Here is a 15,447-nt window from a genome sequence, read left to right on the forward strand (position 1 = left end):
TTGATGAGATTTCATAATTATTTAGAAAAAATGGTGCAAGAAAGCGCATCTGATATGTTTGTTACGGCAAAATTGCCGGTGAGTGCCAAAATTAATGGTGAGTTAACACCGATTGATGAGCATTCATTATCGGGTGATGAGGCTTTAGCGCTTGTTCATAGTGCGATGAATGAAAAACAAAAAGCACAATTTGATGACGAAAAAGAATGTAACTTTGCAATATCAATTGATGGTATAGGTCGTTTCCGTGTCTCGGCGTTTTGGCAACGAGACATGGCGGGTATGGTTGTTCGTCGTATCGTAACTGAAATTCCTGACGCTGATGATTTAGGCTTACCCTCAGTGTTAAAAGATGTAGTGATGTCGAAACGCGGTTTAGTACTTTTTGTCGGTGGTACAGGTACAGGTAAGTCAACGTCGATGGCGTCGTTAATTGGTTACCGAAATCGTAATTCTAAAGGTCATATCTTAACGATTGAAGATCCTGTTGAATTTGTTCATGAACATGGCAAATCGATGATCACACAACGTGAAGTAGGTTTGGATACTGAAAGTTTTGATGCCGCGCTAAAAAGTTCTTTACGACAAGCGCCTGATGTAATTCTTATTGGTGAAATCCGTAGTCAAGAGATCATGGAACATGCGTTAAGTTTTGCTGAAACAGGGCATTTATGTATTGCTACATTGCATGCTAACAACGCTAACCAAGCCATAGATCGGATCATGCATTTAGTGCCAGCTGAGCAACATGGTAAATTGTTATTCGATCTTGCATTGAACTTACGAGGTGTGATCGCCCAGCAATTAATTCCAACTCGTGATGGTAATGGTCGAGTAGCGGCAATTGAAATTTTACTCAATTCTCCTTTTGTCGCTGAATTAATTAAAAAAGGTGAAGTAGGTAGTATTAAAGAGGTCATGCAAAAATCAACCGATCAAGGCATGCAAACCTTTGATCAGGCGTTATTTAATTTGTATCAAAGAGGGTTGATTAATTACGCTGATGCAATTCATCATGCTGATTCGCCAAATGATTTACGCTTAATGATCAAACTTAGAAGTAATGATCAAGGTGGCTCAGGTTCACTGTCAGGCGTTACTATTGATGGTTTAGAGCCAACAGAATAACAGTGATTTTTAAAACAAAGTAAACAGGGCGATAGTGTTATCGCCCTTTTTTATGGTTGCTATTGTGGGAGATAACTTAGCGCTATATCTGTTTTGTTTTTGTAGAGAATAAAATGGCTAGGGTATTAGGAATATTGGCTTTCAAAAAAACTTTCGATGATCAGCCTAGCTGACTCAGCATCAATATTATCTTTCTTTAAATTACGATAACCGCCTTGAGCAAAAAGCTGCTCTTTAGCATCGGCAGTGGTTAAGCGCTCATCAACAAATTCAACAGGTAACTTAAATTGATTGGCTAAACGGTTGCCAAATTTCTTTGCTGAAAACGTGACATTTTGATTTGTCCCATCCATATTTAAAGGCAAGCCGACAACAATTAAATTGGGTTGCCATTCAGTAAAAAACTTATTGAGTTGTTCTTGGTTAGGAATACCGTCTTTCGCTTTGATAAAGCCTAATGGTGTAGCCGTGCCGGTTAACTCTTGGCCAACAGCTACGCCAATAAATTTTGTACCAAAATCAAAGCCTAATACAGTGCGTTCACCTATTTTTTTTGCCATTAAGCATGACCTACTTCTGAAGATAAATGAGCGATGTTGATCCCTATTTTTTCTGCGGCTTTTTGCCAACGTTTCTCAATTGGCGTGTTAAATAAAATATCATTGTCTGAAGGGGTGGTTAACCAAGAATTAGCTTGAATCTCTTCTTCTAATTGACCTGGTCCCCAACCGGCATAACCTAAAGTAACCATATATTTCTCAGGCTCTTGATCGCTGCCTAGAGCAATTAAAATATCTTTTGACGTGGTGATCATCACATCGTCACTTAAGGCGAGTGAACTACTCCAACCGGCTTGTGGACTATGTAAAACAAAACCACGGTCGGTTGACACAGGTCCGCCAGTTAAAACTCGTTGCGTTAAATGTGATCGCGAAGGAATATCATCTTCTAATTGTGCAAGTAACTCATTAATAGTGACATTCACAGGCACATTAATGATTAATCCCATCGCACCTTCTTCATTATGTTCACAAATATAGGTAACCGTTTTGTCAAAATAAGAATCTTTTAACGTAGGCATCGCAATTAATAAATGATTTTCTAAGCTTTCCATATCAACACCTCAACAATTATTATTGTATGTTTTGCTCAATAGCGTCCATTAATTTACCACTGATATTAATAGGATAGGCTGCTTCAATTTCTCTAATACAAGTAGGGCTTGTTACATTTATTTCAGTTACTTTGTCACCAATAACGTCTAACCCTACAAAGTATAGACCACGTTTCTTTAATTCTGGAGCAATGGTTTCAGCAATCATTTTATCGCTGGCAGATAAAGGTTGTGCTCTACCTGTGCCACCTGCGGCTAAGTTGCCTCGGGTTTCTCCTTGGGCAGGAATTCGTGCTAGGCAATAAGGCATTGGTTCGCCATTCACAATTAATATGCGTTTATCACCGTCTTTAATTTCAGGCATAAATTCTTGCACCATAGCGTATTGGTTGCCATGGTTAGTCAAGGTTTCAATGATCACGCCAACGTTAGGATCTTGCTCTTTAATACGAAAAATTGACGAGCCACCCATGCCATCAAGTGGTTTGATAATGACGTCTTTTTCTTCTTGATGAAAAGCGCGAATTTGTTCGCTTTTTCGTGTCACTAACGTTTTTGCCGTTAATTCAGGAAACCAGGCGGTAAATAACTTTTCATTACAATCGCGTAAACTTTGCGGTTTATTGACAATTAATGTACCGGCAACTTCCGCTCTTTCTAGCATGTATGTGGCGTAGATATATTCAGTATCAAAAGGAGGATCTTTTCGCATTAATACGGCATCTAACGATTCTACAGCGATATCTTCTGGCTCAGCTAACTCATACCAATGCTCAGTGTCATCAAATACAGTTATTTTTTGGCTGTTTGCTCGACATTGTCCTTGATACAAATATAAGTCTTGCATTTCCATGTAATGAATTTCGTAGCCACGTTTTTGTGCTTCTAACATCATTGCCATAGAAGAGTCTTTTTTCACCTTAACTTGCGAAATGGGATCCATGACGATACCGAGTTTAATTGTCATTGTAATGCTTTTCCTAATTGGTTGATGTTGCGTTTATAGTTTACTACGAATTGGCTATTTTATATCACCATAGCGACATTGTAAGGCCGTTATAGCAGTTAACGCTGCTGTTTCTGTACGTAATACTCTAGGACCGAGTAATACATCAATAAATTGCTGAACATTTGCTTGCGATATTTCATCGTCACTGAGTCCACCTTCGGGACCTATCAATAAACGTATACGAGAATTTTCACTAGGTAAATTCATTATAGAATGTTCAGCTTTTGGATGAAGGTTTAATTTTAATGCGGAGCTTTCTTGTGCAAGCCAGTTTTCCAAAGATTGCGCAGGATGAACAACAGGTACTGTGCAACGGCCACTTTGCTCACAAGCACTAATAACAATTTTTTGCCATTGATCTATTTTCTTGGCTAATCGTTCACCGGAGATTTTCACACCACAACGCTCAGTAAATAAAGGCGTTATGGTGTTTACGCCTAATTCTACAGATTTTTGTAGGGTAAAATCCATTCTGTCGCCACGTGATATTGCCTGACCTAAATGAATATTTACAGGAGATTCATTATCAATGGCTTTAAAACTTTTAATCACCGCTTGAGCACTTTTTTTGCTGACATTAACTAATTCAGCTTGAAACTCACCCCATGCCTCTTGATATTTTATCCCGTTAAATAAGGTGACGTTATCACCGTTGTTTAATCGTAAAACGCGCACCGTATGACCAAAAGCGTCATCACTTAATGTGATCGTATCGCCAATAGTCCATTGAGTATTTTGATAAATTCGAGGGTTACGCATAGTCATTAATTAGTAAACAGTTATGTCTTTGAAGATAGGGACAAAAGGTGAGATTTTCAATGACTAAATTATTTCAATGGGATTTATTTTTTCATTTTATTGATTTTTTGGTAAACTGCGCGGCTTTAGGCAATCGTGCGATGAAACTAGTCTGTTATTTTGCACGGTTAATTTTTTAATCTACAGCTCCAGATTTACGCTCTGGCTGGCTCAATGGGTATGATATGAATAATATTACAGTTTGTGCACTCTATAAATTTGTCCGTTTAGAAAACTTTGAACAATTAAAAACGCCGTTACTAAATGTAATGCTAGAAAATGAAGTAAAGGGCACTTTACTGCTTGCTAATGAAGGGATCAACGGCACAATTGCTGGTCCACAAAGTGGTATTGATGCCGTTCTTGCGCATATCAGTAAAGATGAACGTTTAGGCCTAGTTTCTCATAAATATTCTTATGCAGATGAAAATCCTTTTCAACGCAGCAAAGTCAAACTGAAAAAAGAAATTGTTACTATGGGGGTTGAAGGTATTGATCCAACTTTAACCGTTGGTACCTATGTTAAACCTAAAGATTGGAATGCGTTAATATCTGATCCTGAAGTGTTATTAGTCGATACCCGTAATGATTATGAAGTGGAAATAGGCACGTTTGAAAATGCCGTCAATCCTAACACAGAAACTTTCCGCGAATTTCCTGAATATGTTGCGAAAAATCTCGATAAAACCAAACACAAAAAAGTAGCTATGTTTTGCACGGGTGGTATCCGTTGTGAAAAATCAACCGCTTACCTAAAAGAACAAGGCTTTGAAGACGTATATCACTTAGAAGGCGGTGTACTGAAATATTTAGAAGAAGTAAAACAAGATGAATCTATGTGGCAAGGTGAATGTTTTGTTTTTGATGGTAGAGTTGCTGTTGGCCACGGCTTAGAGCAAGGACAATATGACCAATGCTTTGCTTGTCGTTATCCCATCACTGAAGAAGAAAAACAAAGTGAGCACTATGTTAAAGGCGTGAGTTGTCCTAAATGTATTGACAAATACAATGAAGAACAACGCAGCCGCTTTGCGGAACGAGAAAAACAGATCAATTTAGCCAAAGCCCGTGGTGAAAAACACATAGGTGGCGAAATTGAAAGTGTTATAAAACAGCGTCGTGAAGAAAAACTCGCGGCGAAAAAAGAGCAGGCTTCTAAGTAAGCTGAGCGTTATATAAGCACTGAGAATGTAAAGTAAATAACCTAGGTTAGGGTTAACTTTACGTCAGTATTGAGGATTAATAGCGAGACTGCTTTATTAAAATGTTAGAGTAAAGCAGGCTCCTTGATTGATATTTTCTACTTTGATATGACCACCATGAGCAATCATTATTTGTCGAGTTAATGCTAAACCAACGCCTGAGCCTTCCCGTTTCGTGGTAAAGAAGGGGACAAATATTTGCTCGATAATTTCACTTGGTACACCGTTACCATTATCGGCAATGGCAATGATGACTCTACCTCGTTTATTAAGTTTTGCATGGATACTTATCTTGGGTGCTGCATTATTTATTAGTGCTTGTTGCGCATTTTTCAATAGGTTAATAAATACTTGTTCCATCATGGCAACATCAATCTCAAATTCTAGCATTTTTGGTTCAACCACAATCGATAACATGATGTCGTGACTCAAGCCCGTTTGCGTCATCATAGTGCTAACATTCGATAAAAACTGTTCAATGTTAATAGATTTTTTATTCGGGGTAGGCAGGCGAGTTAATTTTCGATAACTACTGACAAAATTCATCAAACCATCACTTCTTTTGGCAACCGTTTGCACCGCATCAGCAACATCAGATAAATCATCAAGCGCTCCTTGGTTAAAGTGATGATTTTCTCTTACATCATCGACGAGATCTGCGGCTGTTTTTGTTAACGAAGCAATCGGGGTGATACTATTCATTATCTCATGAGTTAACACACTTACTAAGTCTTGCCAGGCTTGTAATTGAGCAATATTTAATTCGTTTTGTATATCTTGCATACTGACTAAGATTTCTTTTTGCTGACAAATGGTAATTTGTGTCGCAGAAACGCTTAGTCTATGTTCCATCCCATCGATCATAATATCAATAAGTAAATTACCACTATGATTAAGGTTAGTTAACGCTTGTTCGAAATCCTTAGAAAATTGCTGTAAATCAGACAATTTAGTCACATGATTACTTCCAAACAAACGACGTGCCGCGTTATTCCATAAGGTGATGTTTTGATTATGATGAACAGTCAGTAAAGGTACTGGAACTTGTTCAATCACCGCCTTGAAATACTTGAGATCTTTTTCTTGTTCAACTCTAGCTTGTTGCAAACGATTTAAGATTTCAGTGAATGACTTGCCGAGCTCATCAAAACCCATACCTAATTCAGTTAATTCAAAGCGTTGAGAAAAATCGGCATATCGGGCGGCATTTAAAAAACGGGTTAATTCTGCATTGGTTTTAGTAATGAAGCGGATCATTTCACTAAATTGAAAGCCAATTATCAATAAAATCACAAAACTTGCGGCATGATAACCAGGCGAGTAAATAAAATAGGCTAAAAGTAACGCGCTAAAAATAACCAAAAGTGTTCGAGTTATGATCATTAATGAAAAACGTTTAAAGCCCATGTTTTTCCATCCTTCTATAAAGTGCTGCCCGTGTTAGACCTAGCTCTTTGGCTGAATGTGAAATATTGTATCGATGTTTTTTTAACGCTTGATGTATGGTTTGCTTTTCAATGTGTTCTAAATTTAACTCACCTTGTGCTGGCTGATTTTTTTCAACTTTCTCAATAGTTAACGATTCTGTGTGATTGCTTGATGTATGACTGGTGTTACTTAACTGAAAGTCATTTAACGTCAAAGTCAGACCATCCGTTAAAATAACCGCACGTTCAATAGCGTGCCTTAGTGCTCTTATGTTGCCTAACCATTGCTCTTGTTGTAAACGTTTAATCGTTGCCTCTGAAATGACTAAGTTAGGTTTATGATATTTTTTGCCATATAACTGAATAAAATACTCGCTAATCGGTTTAATATCATCAATTCTGTCGCGTAATGGTGGTAAATTAATTTCAACCGTATTTAAACGAAACAGTAAATCTTGTCGAAAAATGCTGTCATTTTGCAGCTTATCTTTGGCAAGATTGGTGGCACAAACAACTCTAACATCAAAGGCGATGGCTTTATTTTCTCCTAAAGGCGTGACTTCTCTTTGCTCTAAAACGGTTAATAATTTTGCTTGAAGGTGTAAGGGTAAATTGCCTATTTCGTCTAAAAACAAGGTGCCACCATCTGCGGCTTTTAATCGCCCGATTCGGTCATGTTGGGCGCCAGTAAATGCGCCTTTTTTATGCCCAAATAACTCACTTTCAAATAAGTTTTCAGAAATAGCGCCTAAATCAACCGACATAAAAATGTGATTTGCCCGCAAACTTTGTTGGTGAATTTCTCTAGCGACAAGTTCTTTTCCAGTGCCATTTTCTCCGAGAATTAAAATATTTGCATCAGTTGGGGCACTACGTTCGATTAAGCTTTTAACATTTGCTAGCGCCGTTGAATTACCGATAAGAAGCGGTTGATTGACCTGATTGTTGGCTTCTATCAACAGAGTGTTTTTTTGTCTTAATGCTTGGGCTTCAGTGCGAGTTTGCCCTAATTGAATAGCGGTAGATAAGGTAGCGATTACTTTTTCATTTTGCCAAGGCTTAGCAATAAAATCAGTTGCACCTAGTTTCATTGCTTCAACAGCAACATCAATACCACCATGGGCTGTGATCATGATGATAATACTGTCTGGTTTGATCTCTAAAATTCTTTTTAACCAATAAAACCCTTGTTTACCGGTACTTTCTCCTGGACCAAAATTCATATCTAATAAAATGACATCAAAATCTTGGTCGCTGATAAATGCAGGAATATGTTCTGGTAAGTTACAGGTACTGATATGCGAAAACTTGCGTTTTAGTAATAACTTTCCTGCCGTTAGTATATCGTCGTCGTCGTCAACAATTAAAATTCTGCCGTTTTCTTTCACAAATACCGGTCATTTAAAAAGTTCAAAGTGTTCATTATCGTACAGCTAGTGTTCGATAACGTACAGTATTTTTCGTTTATAAATAAGCATCTTAATATAATTTTCTATTTATCAATGACTTAGGTTTTGGAATGATTATTGTAGTCTATTAGTCATCAACACGAAGGAGTCGATAATTGTTATGACAAGTAAAGAAACGCCATTTAGCTCTGTTACCACTAAACCCACTGTCTCCGGTGCAAGTATGGACAAGGTGGTTCAGCATAAAAAAAGTAATTCAAAACGAGTGCTGCTTGTCATTGTCATGATTATCGTGCTTTACCTTGGTTATAACCTTTTTTCCTCTCCATCAGGTAAAACGCTAAAAGTAGATAGCCAACGTATTGTTATCTCCACAGTAAGTGAGGGTATCTTTGAAGATTTTATTCCTGTTAGGGGGAGGGTTATTCCGGCTAAAACAGTCTTTTTAGATGCAGTGGAAGGAGGTCGTGTTGAAAGAATTCTAGTTGAAGATGGCGCAAAATTAACTGCGGGTTCTCTTATTGTTGAACTCTCAAATGCTTCATTGCAATTAAACGTATTAGGCAATGAAGCTAGAGTTGCAGAACAACTTAATAACATGCGTTCAATTGAACTTAGTTTAGAGCAAAATAGATTGCAGCATAAACGCAATTTAGTGGATATCAATTACCAAATAAAAATGCTAACGCGCCAACTTAATCGCGAAGCTTCACTCGTGAGCAATGGCGCTATTATGCAATCAAAATATGATGATACTTTTGACACCTTACAGTGGTATAAAAGCCGATTAGCGCTAACGCTAGAAAGCCAAGCATCTGATACCAAAATGCAAGAAGAGCAGCTTGCCTTCTTAAAAGACACAAGCCACCGCCTTGAAAGTAACTTAGCTATTTCTCGTCAAAACTTAGACAACATGAATGTTCGAGCACCGGTTAATGGCACCTTGTCAGGCTTTAATGTTGAAGTAGGGCAAAGTATTGGCCGAGGTGAACGTCTTGGACAAATTGATACGCCAAATGACTATAAAGTAACGGCTTTTATCGACGAATTTTACCTAGGTCGAGTAGACATTGGTCAATTAGCTCAATATGAAAATAATGGCGAATCCTACCCTCTAACCATTGCTAAGATTTATCCTCAGGTTCAAAACGGGCAATTTGAAATTGATTTTAAGTTTGAAGGTCAACAACCGCCCGGTATTAGACGAGGGCAAACTTTACAAACAAAACTGACTTTAGGTGATGCAAGCTCAGCTACTTTGATCCCCAACGGTGCTTTTTATCAAGATACGGGCGGAAAATGGGTGTTTGTCGTTGCTGAAGATGGCAGCGAAGCGGTGAAACGTACAATTCGCTTAGGACGAAGAAATAATCAATTTATCGAAGTGGTTGACGGTTTAGAAATTGGCGAACAAATCGTGACAAGCCCTTATACCAGTTACCAAGACATGCAACGGCTAGCACTCTAGAGAGGGCGTTTACTTTACGGGTTAACTTTAGCCAATAATGAAAAATATAACGAACTAAGCAGGAATTTAATATGTTGAAATTACATAATTTATCAAGAGTTTTTCAAACTGACAATGTTGAGACAACTGCGTTGAATAATATCAATATCGAAATCGAAAAAGGAGAGTTTGTCGCTATTATGGGTCCATCGGGTTGCGGTAAATCCACGTTATTAAATACCATCGGCATGCTTGATTCTCCTTCTGGTGGAGAATACTTTTTCAATGATGAAGAAATTTCAACATACAGCGAAGCTCAATTGTCAGTCATTCGAAAAAAGAATATTGGTTTTATTTTTCAAAATTTCAATTTAATTGATGAACTGACCGTAGAAGAAAATATCGAGTTAGCGTTGCTTTATCATAATATTCCCGCAGCAGAACGAAAAGAACGTATCCTTAGAGTTATGGATAAGGTTGGCATTGCACATCGCGCAAAACATATGCCGAGTCAGTTATCGGGTGGACAACAACAACGTGTCGCAGTGGCTCGCGCTGTCGTTGGGAACCAAGCAATGATTCTGGCGGATGAACCTACCGGTAACTTAGATAGTGCGAATGGTCAAGAAGTGATGGAAATGCTCCAAGCGTTAAATGATGAGGGCACCACGATTGTAATGGTGACTCATAGTCCGTCACATGCAGATTATGCCCGCCGCACTATTAATTTATTTGATGGCAAGGTTGTTACAGAGAACGTTAAAGCGGCATAAGTCGAGGTAATTATGTTTAAAAATTATTTAGTAACAGCATGGCGCAATATGCTAAAAAATCGTATGTTTTCTGCCATCAATATATTTGGATTATCGATCGGTTTAATGAGTTGCATTTTGATTATGCTTTTCGTCCGAGAAGAAATGGGTTTTGATCAGTGGATTAAAGATAGTGATCGAATCGTTCGATTACATACGGCTTATAAAATGGGTGATCAACCTGACTTTTTAACGGTTCGTTCTGCAGGTCGTATGATGGAAGCGATACGCGATTATGCTAAAAACGAAGTTGAGGCCGGTGTTCGGTTTATACAGTTTGGTACGACTATTCAGCAAAATGGCGAAGGTTTTGCTGAACAAGGTACTATGGTAGATGGTAGTTTTTTTGATGTTTTCGATTTACCTTTTGTTCATGGTGATAAAGCTAGCTCGTTTTCAAAGCCAATGGATTTAGTTATAACTGAAGAAATGGCAATAAAGTATTTTGGCAAAACAGCTGTAATTGGCGAAACATTAACATTTTGTTGCCTATCAGAAGGTCCTTCAACGGTTCCTATCGCTGGTGTAATTAAAAACTTACCTAATGCAACGCACTTAAACATGAACTTTATAATACGTTTAAATCCGGCATTATTTGTTAACGATACAGGAACCTTACATACCTGGACTAGTGTTAATGTTTATACCTATTTTAAACTGACTAAAACTAGTTCTATTGAACAATTACAAGAAAGAGTGGTGTATTGGTTAGATAATGAAAGCCCATTTATCGAAATGTTTAAAGATAAGATGTCTGGTTTAGAAAATTCATTGCAAGTGTCTAACGTTATGGAACTTAAATTGATGGCGTTAACAAAATTGCATTTACATGCCAAAAATGATGCGGGCAATATGGGAGACTTAAGCCCAATGGGCGATGCTAAAATGATCAACACTTTTATTATCGTAACCGGCTTAGTGTTGTTGATTGCTTGTATAAACTTTATGAATTTGTCTACGGCGAAAGCCAGTAAACGTGCTCGTGAAGTTGCTATGCGTAAAGTGTTAGGGGCATCTCGAGGTCAAGTAGCTGTTCAGTTTTTAAGTGAAGCCGTCGCAATTTCATTAATCGCTTTAATATTTGCCCTAGTAGCAGTTGAATTAGTCTTACCTTTCTATAATCAAATCATCGGAAAAGAGTTAAGCTTTCATTTGTTAAATGATCCATTAATGTTAGGAAGTTTATTGGCAATTACTTCATTAGTTGGCTTAGGGGCAGGTTTGTATCCGGCACTTTATTTATCGCGTTTTTTACCGGGGCATATCTTAAAATCGAGTAAAAGTTCTGAATCGGGCAATTCAGCAAAATTTCGTACTGTGTTAGTTGTCTTTCAGTTTGCCACTTCTATTATTTTAGTGATTTCAACCATTGTTGTGTACGGACAAACACTTTATTCTAATAGTGTTGATGTAGGCTATCAAAGCGATAATAAAATAGTGCTTAATATTCGTTCTGCACGAGATAACTTATCGAGTTTGAAGCAAGAGTTGCTTAATTTACCTGGAGTTAGCTCTGTGGTGTTTTCATCAGAAGCTCCTACTCAAGATAATGAAAACAATACTGATTTTAAATTACTAGACACGCAAGGCAGTCAAACTGCTAATGAACAGCGATTTATTAATTATCATAATATGGGCTTTGGTTTTTTCGAGGCGTATCAGGTAAAACCCCTTGCAGGACGGTTATTTAATGAAGCATATGGTAGTGATGCATTTAAGCCTATTACTGAGAATTCTACTAATAACAATGAAGCCAATAGAGCAAGTGCGATATTAAATTTAAGTGCGGCTAAAAATTTAGGCTTTAACAAGGCTGAAGAGGCAATTGGTAAAACATTAATCTCAGGTCAACGTCAGTTAACGATTATTGGTGTGATCCCTGATTTACATTTCAGATCGATTAAATTTGGTATTCGAGCAACAGTTTATACGTTAAATCCTCGTAGATTTAGCGTCGCAAGTATTAGTTTTAATAGTCAAAACCCTGGCAAGGTGATGGAAGATATCACCAAGATTTGGAAACGTAATGTGCCAATGCAGCCTGTCGAAATGGAATTTTTAAGCGAAATGATGGCTGCTCAATATCAAGATGAAAAAACGACAGCACAGTTGTTTTTAGCTTTTTCAGTGTTAGCCATTTTAGTGGCGTGTTTGGGGCTTTTTGGTCTATCTGCTTTCACTGTCGAACGCAGAACGAAAGAAATAGGGATCAGAAAAGTGATGGGGGCGAATGCTTCTCAAATTGTTACTTTACTTATCTGGCAATTTTCAAAACCAGTTGTTATCGGCAATTTGATTGCATGGCCAATTGCGGCCTATGTGATGCTTGATTGGCTTGAAGCGTTTCCATATAGACTAGAGTCTTGGTGGTTAATCCCTTTATGCTTTGTTGTTGGGATAATTTCAATGTTAATTGCTTGGTTTACCGTAGGAAGTAACGCCATTAATGTCGCTAGAAAAAATCCAATAAAATCACTTCGGTATGAATAAATAGTTTACTTATTATTAATAATGGATCACACATAAAAAAACCGACGTTAATGTCGGTTTTTTTCAGCGAGTGCAAGGCGAGGCTTTACAATCCAGCAGATTTTTTCAGTGCCTGTGCTTTATCTGTTTTTTCCCATGAAAACGCTGTAAATGTGTCATCACCTACAGTCATTTCAAAAGGTTCACGACCAAAATGTCCGTATGCCGCTGTTTGGCGATACATAGGGTGTAATAAGTCTAACATTTTAGTGATGCCGTATGGGCGAAGATCAAAATGTTCACGTACTAACTCAATTAGTTTTTCTTCGGATACTTTACCGGTACCAAAAGTTTCAATTGAAATTGATGTCGGCTCAGCAACACCAATAGCATAAGATACTTGAATTTCACAACGATCGGCTAAGCCTGAAGCAACAATGTTTTTTGCCACATAACGACCCGCGTATGCAGCGCTGCGATCAACTTTCGATGGATCTTTACCTGAAAAAGCTCCGCCGCCATGACGAGCCATTCCGCCGTAAGTATCTACAATAATTTTACGACCGGTTAAACCACAATCACCTACTGGACCACCAATAACAAATCGACCGGTTGGGTTAATAAAGTATTTAGTTTCAGCTGTTAACATTTCAGCCGGTAACACGGCTTTAATGATGTTTTCCATCACCGCTTCATGTAAGTCTTCTTGTGAGATCTCAGGATTGTGCTGTGTTGATAAAACAACAGCATCAATGGCCACCGGTTTATTGTTTTCGTAAATAAAGGTTACTTGTGATTTAGCATCGGGACGTAACCAAGGTAATACCCCTGATTTACGCATTTCAGCTTGTCTTTCAACTAAACGATGAGAGTAGTATAAAGGGGCAGGCATTAACGTTTCTGTTTCGTTAGTGGCGTAACCAAACATTAACCCTTGATCACCAGCGCCCTGATCTTCAGGTTTTACGCGGTCGACACCTTGAGCGATTTCAGGTGATTGTTGGCCGATCAAATTCATGATGCCACACGTATCGCCGTCAAAACCGACATCAGATGAGGTATAACCTATATCTGTGATCACTTTACGGGTTAAGTCTTCTAAATCAACCCAAGCGGTAGTTGAAACTTCACCAGAAATAATTGCGACACCGGTTTTCACCATAGTTTCACACGCAACACGGGCATGTTTATCTTTTGCGATAATCGCGTCTAAAACAGCATCAGAGATCTGATCGGCAATTTTATCTGGATGACCTTCAGAAACTGACTCTGAAGTAAAATAATGTTTAGACATAAATCCTCGGAAATTAAACTGGTACTTTATTCAATGAGAGAATTGTAACCTGACTTTTAGAATATTTCTAGTTTTTTACGCCTAGACGTCTAAATGGCTTAATCTTAAATGATATAACTAACAATTCAGTGTTGAGATTTGTTAGTAAGTAATTGTTTTATTTTAGTATTTTTATATTGGTATTGGTTCCCCATAATTGGGAAAAAATTTCATTTTGTGTTGGATTTTCAGATGAACTATAAAATTGATGCGCTAAAGTCGCTGGATTTTCAGCAAGTAAATGATGTTTTATTAACTGCCTTTTTAATTGTTCACTTACAGGTGTCGCGGTTTCAATGAGGTTAATTTCATTTGGCACTATTTTTTGAATCTCATCACTCATAAAAGGATAATGGGTACAACCCAATACTAGCGTATCAACTCCTTGAGCAATCAAAGGCGTCAGATACTGCTTTAGTAAACAAATAAACTTTTCTGAAGACTGCAGGCCTTGTTCGATTAATTCAACTAAGCCCAAACAAGGTTGAATAAATACTTGTGCACCATTTTTGTATTGCTCGACTAAAGCTAAAAATCGCGCGTTATTTGCCGTAGCTTGCGTGACTAAAATGCCTATTTTTTTACTTGTACTAATCGCTGCGGCGGGTTTTATCGCCGGTTCAACACCAATAATTGGCAGAGTTACACGTTTTCTCAATTGGTCAATGGCGTTCACCGTTGCCGTATTACAGGCAATCACTATTGCTTTACATTGTTTGTTGATTAACGAATTAGCAATAAAATTTACTCGTTCAATTATTTGCTGATTAGAAATATCACCATAAGGGGCGAATGCTGAGTCGGCAAAATAAATGATTTGTTCATTAGGTAAATGTTCAGTGATGCGTTTTGCAATAGACAAGCCGCCAACGCCAGAGTCGAAAATACCAATAGGGTCGCTACATTTTTGAGTAAGTATATCTGAAGGCAAAGTTTTTATAACCAAAGAAATAATATTTAATGACTAATGGTGATGTTATAGGGAGTTAAACTTTAAAAGTAAAGATGAAGTTATCTGTTTACTGATATTAAATTTTTATCTGAAGGAGTGGAAAGTATGTAGCGCAAATTGGATTAGTAAAAGGGAAATAACTTACATGAAGGGAGAATCAAAGAATAATTAACAATTGCTATCAATAATAGTCCCGACAAAACACACCATTTTGGTTTCATCGAGACTTAATTTATTGCTTAATTAATCGCTATATAACTAGGGCGTGTTGACCTTTCGAGGCTAAATTTTGTTCAAAATAAAAGTCATTTATTCAAGGCGTGAGTTAAGTAGCATGGTTGTTCCAT

At 37.7% G+C, this 15,447-nt stretch carries 13 protein-coding genes; 5 read left to right on the top strand and 8 right to left on the bottom strand.

What is annotated here, in order from left to right:
• The first annotated feature begins 3 nt into the window (after positions 1–3).
• Positions 4–1,128, top strand: a complete 1,125-nt coding sequence (locus Q4493_RS08765) for a PilT/PilU family type 4a pilus ATPase (protein WP_303451647.1) — start codon at positions 4–6, stop codon at positions 1,126–1,128.
• A 125-nt stretch (positions 1,129–1,253) separates the two neighbouring features.
• Here the strand turns inward: Q4493_RS08765 and ruvX are convergent, their stop codons facing one another.
• The 4 genes from ruvX to rsmE are packed head-to-tail and all read right to left on the bottom strand — an operon-like array spanning position 1,254 to position 4,010.
• Complete coding sequence (gene ruvX / locus Q4493_RS08770; protein WP_303451649.1) at positions 1,254–1,688, bottom strand: Holliday junction resolvase RuvX; 435 nt, start codon at positions 1,686–1,688, stop codon at positions 1,254–1,256.
• Positions 1,688–2,242 (bottom strand): YqgE/AlgH family protein, encoded by a 555-nt coding sequence (locus Q4493_RS08775; protein WP_303451651.1) that lies wholly within the window; start codon positions 2,240–2,242, stop codon positions 1,688–1,690. Before Q4493_RS08775 ends, ruvX begins: the two co-directional genes overlap by 1 nt.
• 19 nt (positions 2,243–2,261) lie before the next feature.
• Positions 2,262–3,209, bottom strand: a complete 948-nt coding sequence (gshB, locus tag Q4493_RS08780) for a glutathione synthase (RefSeq protein WP_303451653.1) — start codon at positions 3,207–3,209, stop codon at positions 2,262–2,264.
• A gap of 54 nt (positions 3,210–3,263) precedes the next feature.
• Complete coding sequence (rsmE, locus tag Q4493_RS08785) at positions 3,264–4,010, bottom strand: 16S rRNA (uracil(1498)-N(3))-methyltransferase (protein WP_303451655.1); 747 nt, start codon at positions 4,008–4,010, stop codon at positions 3,264–3,266.
• Between the two features lie 224 nt (positions 4,011–4,234).
• Between rsmE and Q4493_RS08790 the strand changes: the two genes are divergently transcribed.
• Positions 4,235–5,212, top strand: a complete 978-nt coding sequence (locus Q4493_RS08790) for a rhodanese-related sulfurtransferase (protein WP_303451657.1) — start codon at positions 4,235–4,237, stop codon at positions 5,210–5,212.
• A 96-nt stretch (positions 5,213–5,308) separates the two neighbouring features.
• Here the strand turns inward: Q4493_RS08790 and Q4493_RS08795 are convergent, their stop codons facing one another.
• Both Q4493_RS08795 and Q4493_RS08800 read right to left on the bottom strand, forming a co-directional pair.
• Positions 5,309–6,658 (bottom strand): PAS domain-containing sensor histidine kinase, encoded by a 1,350-nt coding sequence (locus tag Q4493_RS08795; protein ID WP_303451658.1) that lies wholly within the window; start codon positions 6,656–6,658, stop codon positions 5,309–5,311.
• Complete coding sequence (locus Q4493_RS08800; protein ID WP_303451660.1) at positions 6,648–8,066, bottom strand: sigma-54 dependent transcriptional regulator; 1,419 nt, start codon at positions 8,064–8,066, stop codon at positions 6,648–6,650. Before Q4493_RS08800 ends, Q4493_RS08795 begins: the two co-directional genes overlap by 11 nt.
• A gap of 181 nt (positions 8,067–8,247) precedes the next feature.
• On the opposite strand from Q4493_RS08800, the gene Q4493_RS08805 reads away from it, so the two are divergent.
• From Q4493_RS08805 to Q4493_RS08815, 3 genes are all read left to right on the top strand, one after another.
• Positions 8,248–9,555, top strand: coding sequence for an efflux RND transporter periplasmic adaptor subunit (locus tag Q4493_RS08805; RefSeq protein WP_303451662.1), 1,308 nt, complete (start codon positions 8,248–8,250; stop codon positions 9,553–9,555).
• A gap of 71 nt (positions 9,556–9,626) precedes the next feature.
• Entirely contained in the window at positions 9,627–10,307 is a 681-nt protein-coding gene (locus tag Q4493_RS08810) for an ABC transporter ATP-binding protein (RefSeq protein ID WP_303451664.1), read from the top strand.
• A 12-nt stretch (positions 10,308–10,319) separates the two neighbouring features.
• The gene (locus tag Q4493_RS08815) at positions 10,320–12,836 is read left to right on the top strand and encodes an ABC transporter permease (protein WP_303451666.1); all 2,517 of its coding nucleotides are present in this window, start codon (positions 10,320–10,322) and stop codon (positions 12,834–12,836) included.
• Between the two features lie 85 nt (positions 12,837–12,921).
• Here the strand turns inward: Q4493_RS08815 and metK are convergent, their stop codons facing one another.
• A complete protein-coding gene (metK, locus tag Q4493_RS08820) occupies positions 12,922–14,109 on the bottom strand; it encodes a methionine adenosyltransferase (protein WP_303451668.1) in 1,188 nt (395 codons plus the stop codon).
• A 157-nt stretch (positions 14,110–14,266) separates the two neighbouring features.
• Entirely contained in the window at positions 14,267–15,079 is an 813-nt protein-coding gene (gene murI / locus Q4493_RS08825) for a glutamate racemase (RefSeq protein WP_303451670.1), read from the bottom strand.
• Between the last annotated feature and the right edge of the window lie 368 nt (positions 15,080–15,447).

Source organism: Colwellia sp. 1_MG-2023 (genome assembly GCF_030546755.1).
Lineage (GTDB): Bacteria > Pseudomonadota > Gammaproteobacteria > Enterobacterales > Alteromonadaceae > Thalassotalea_H.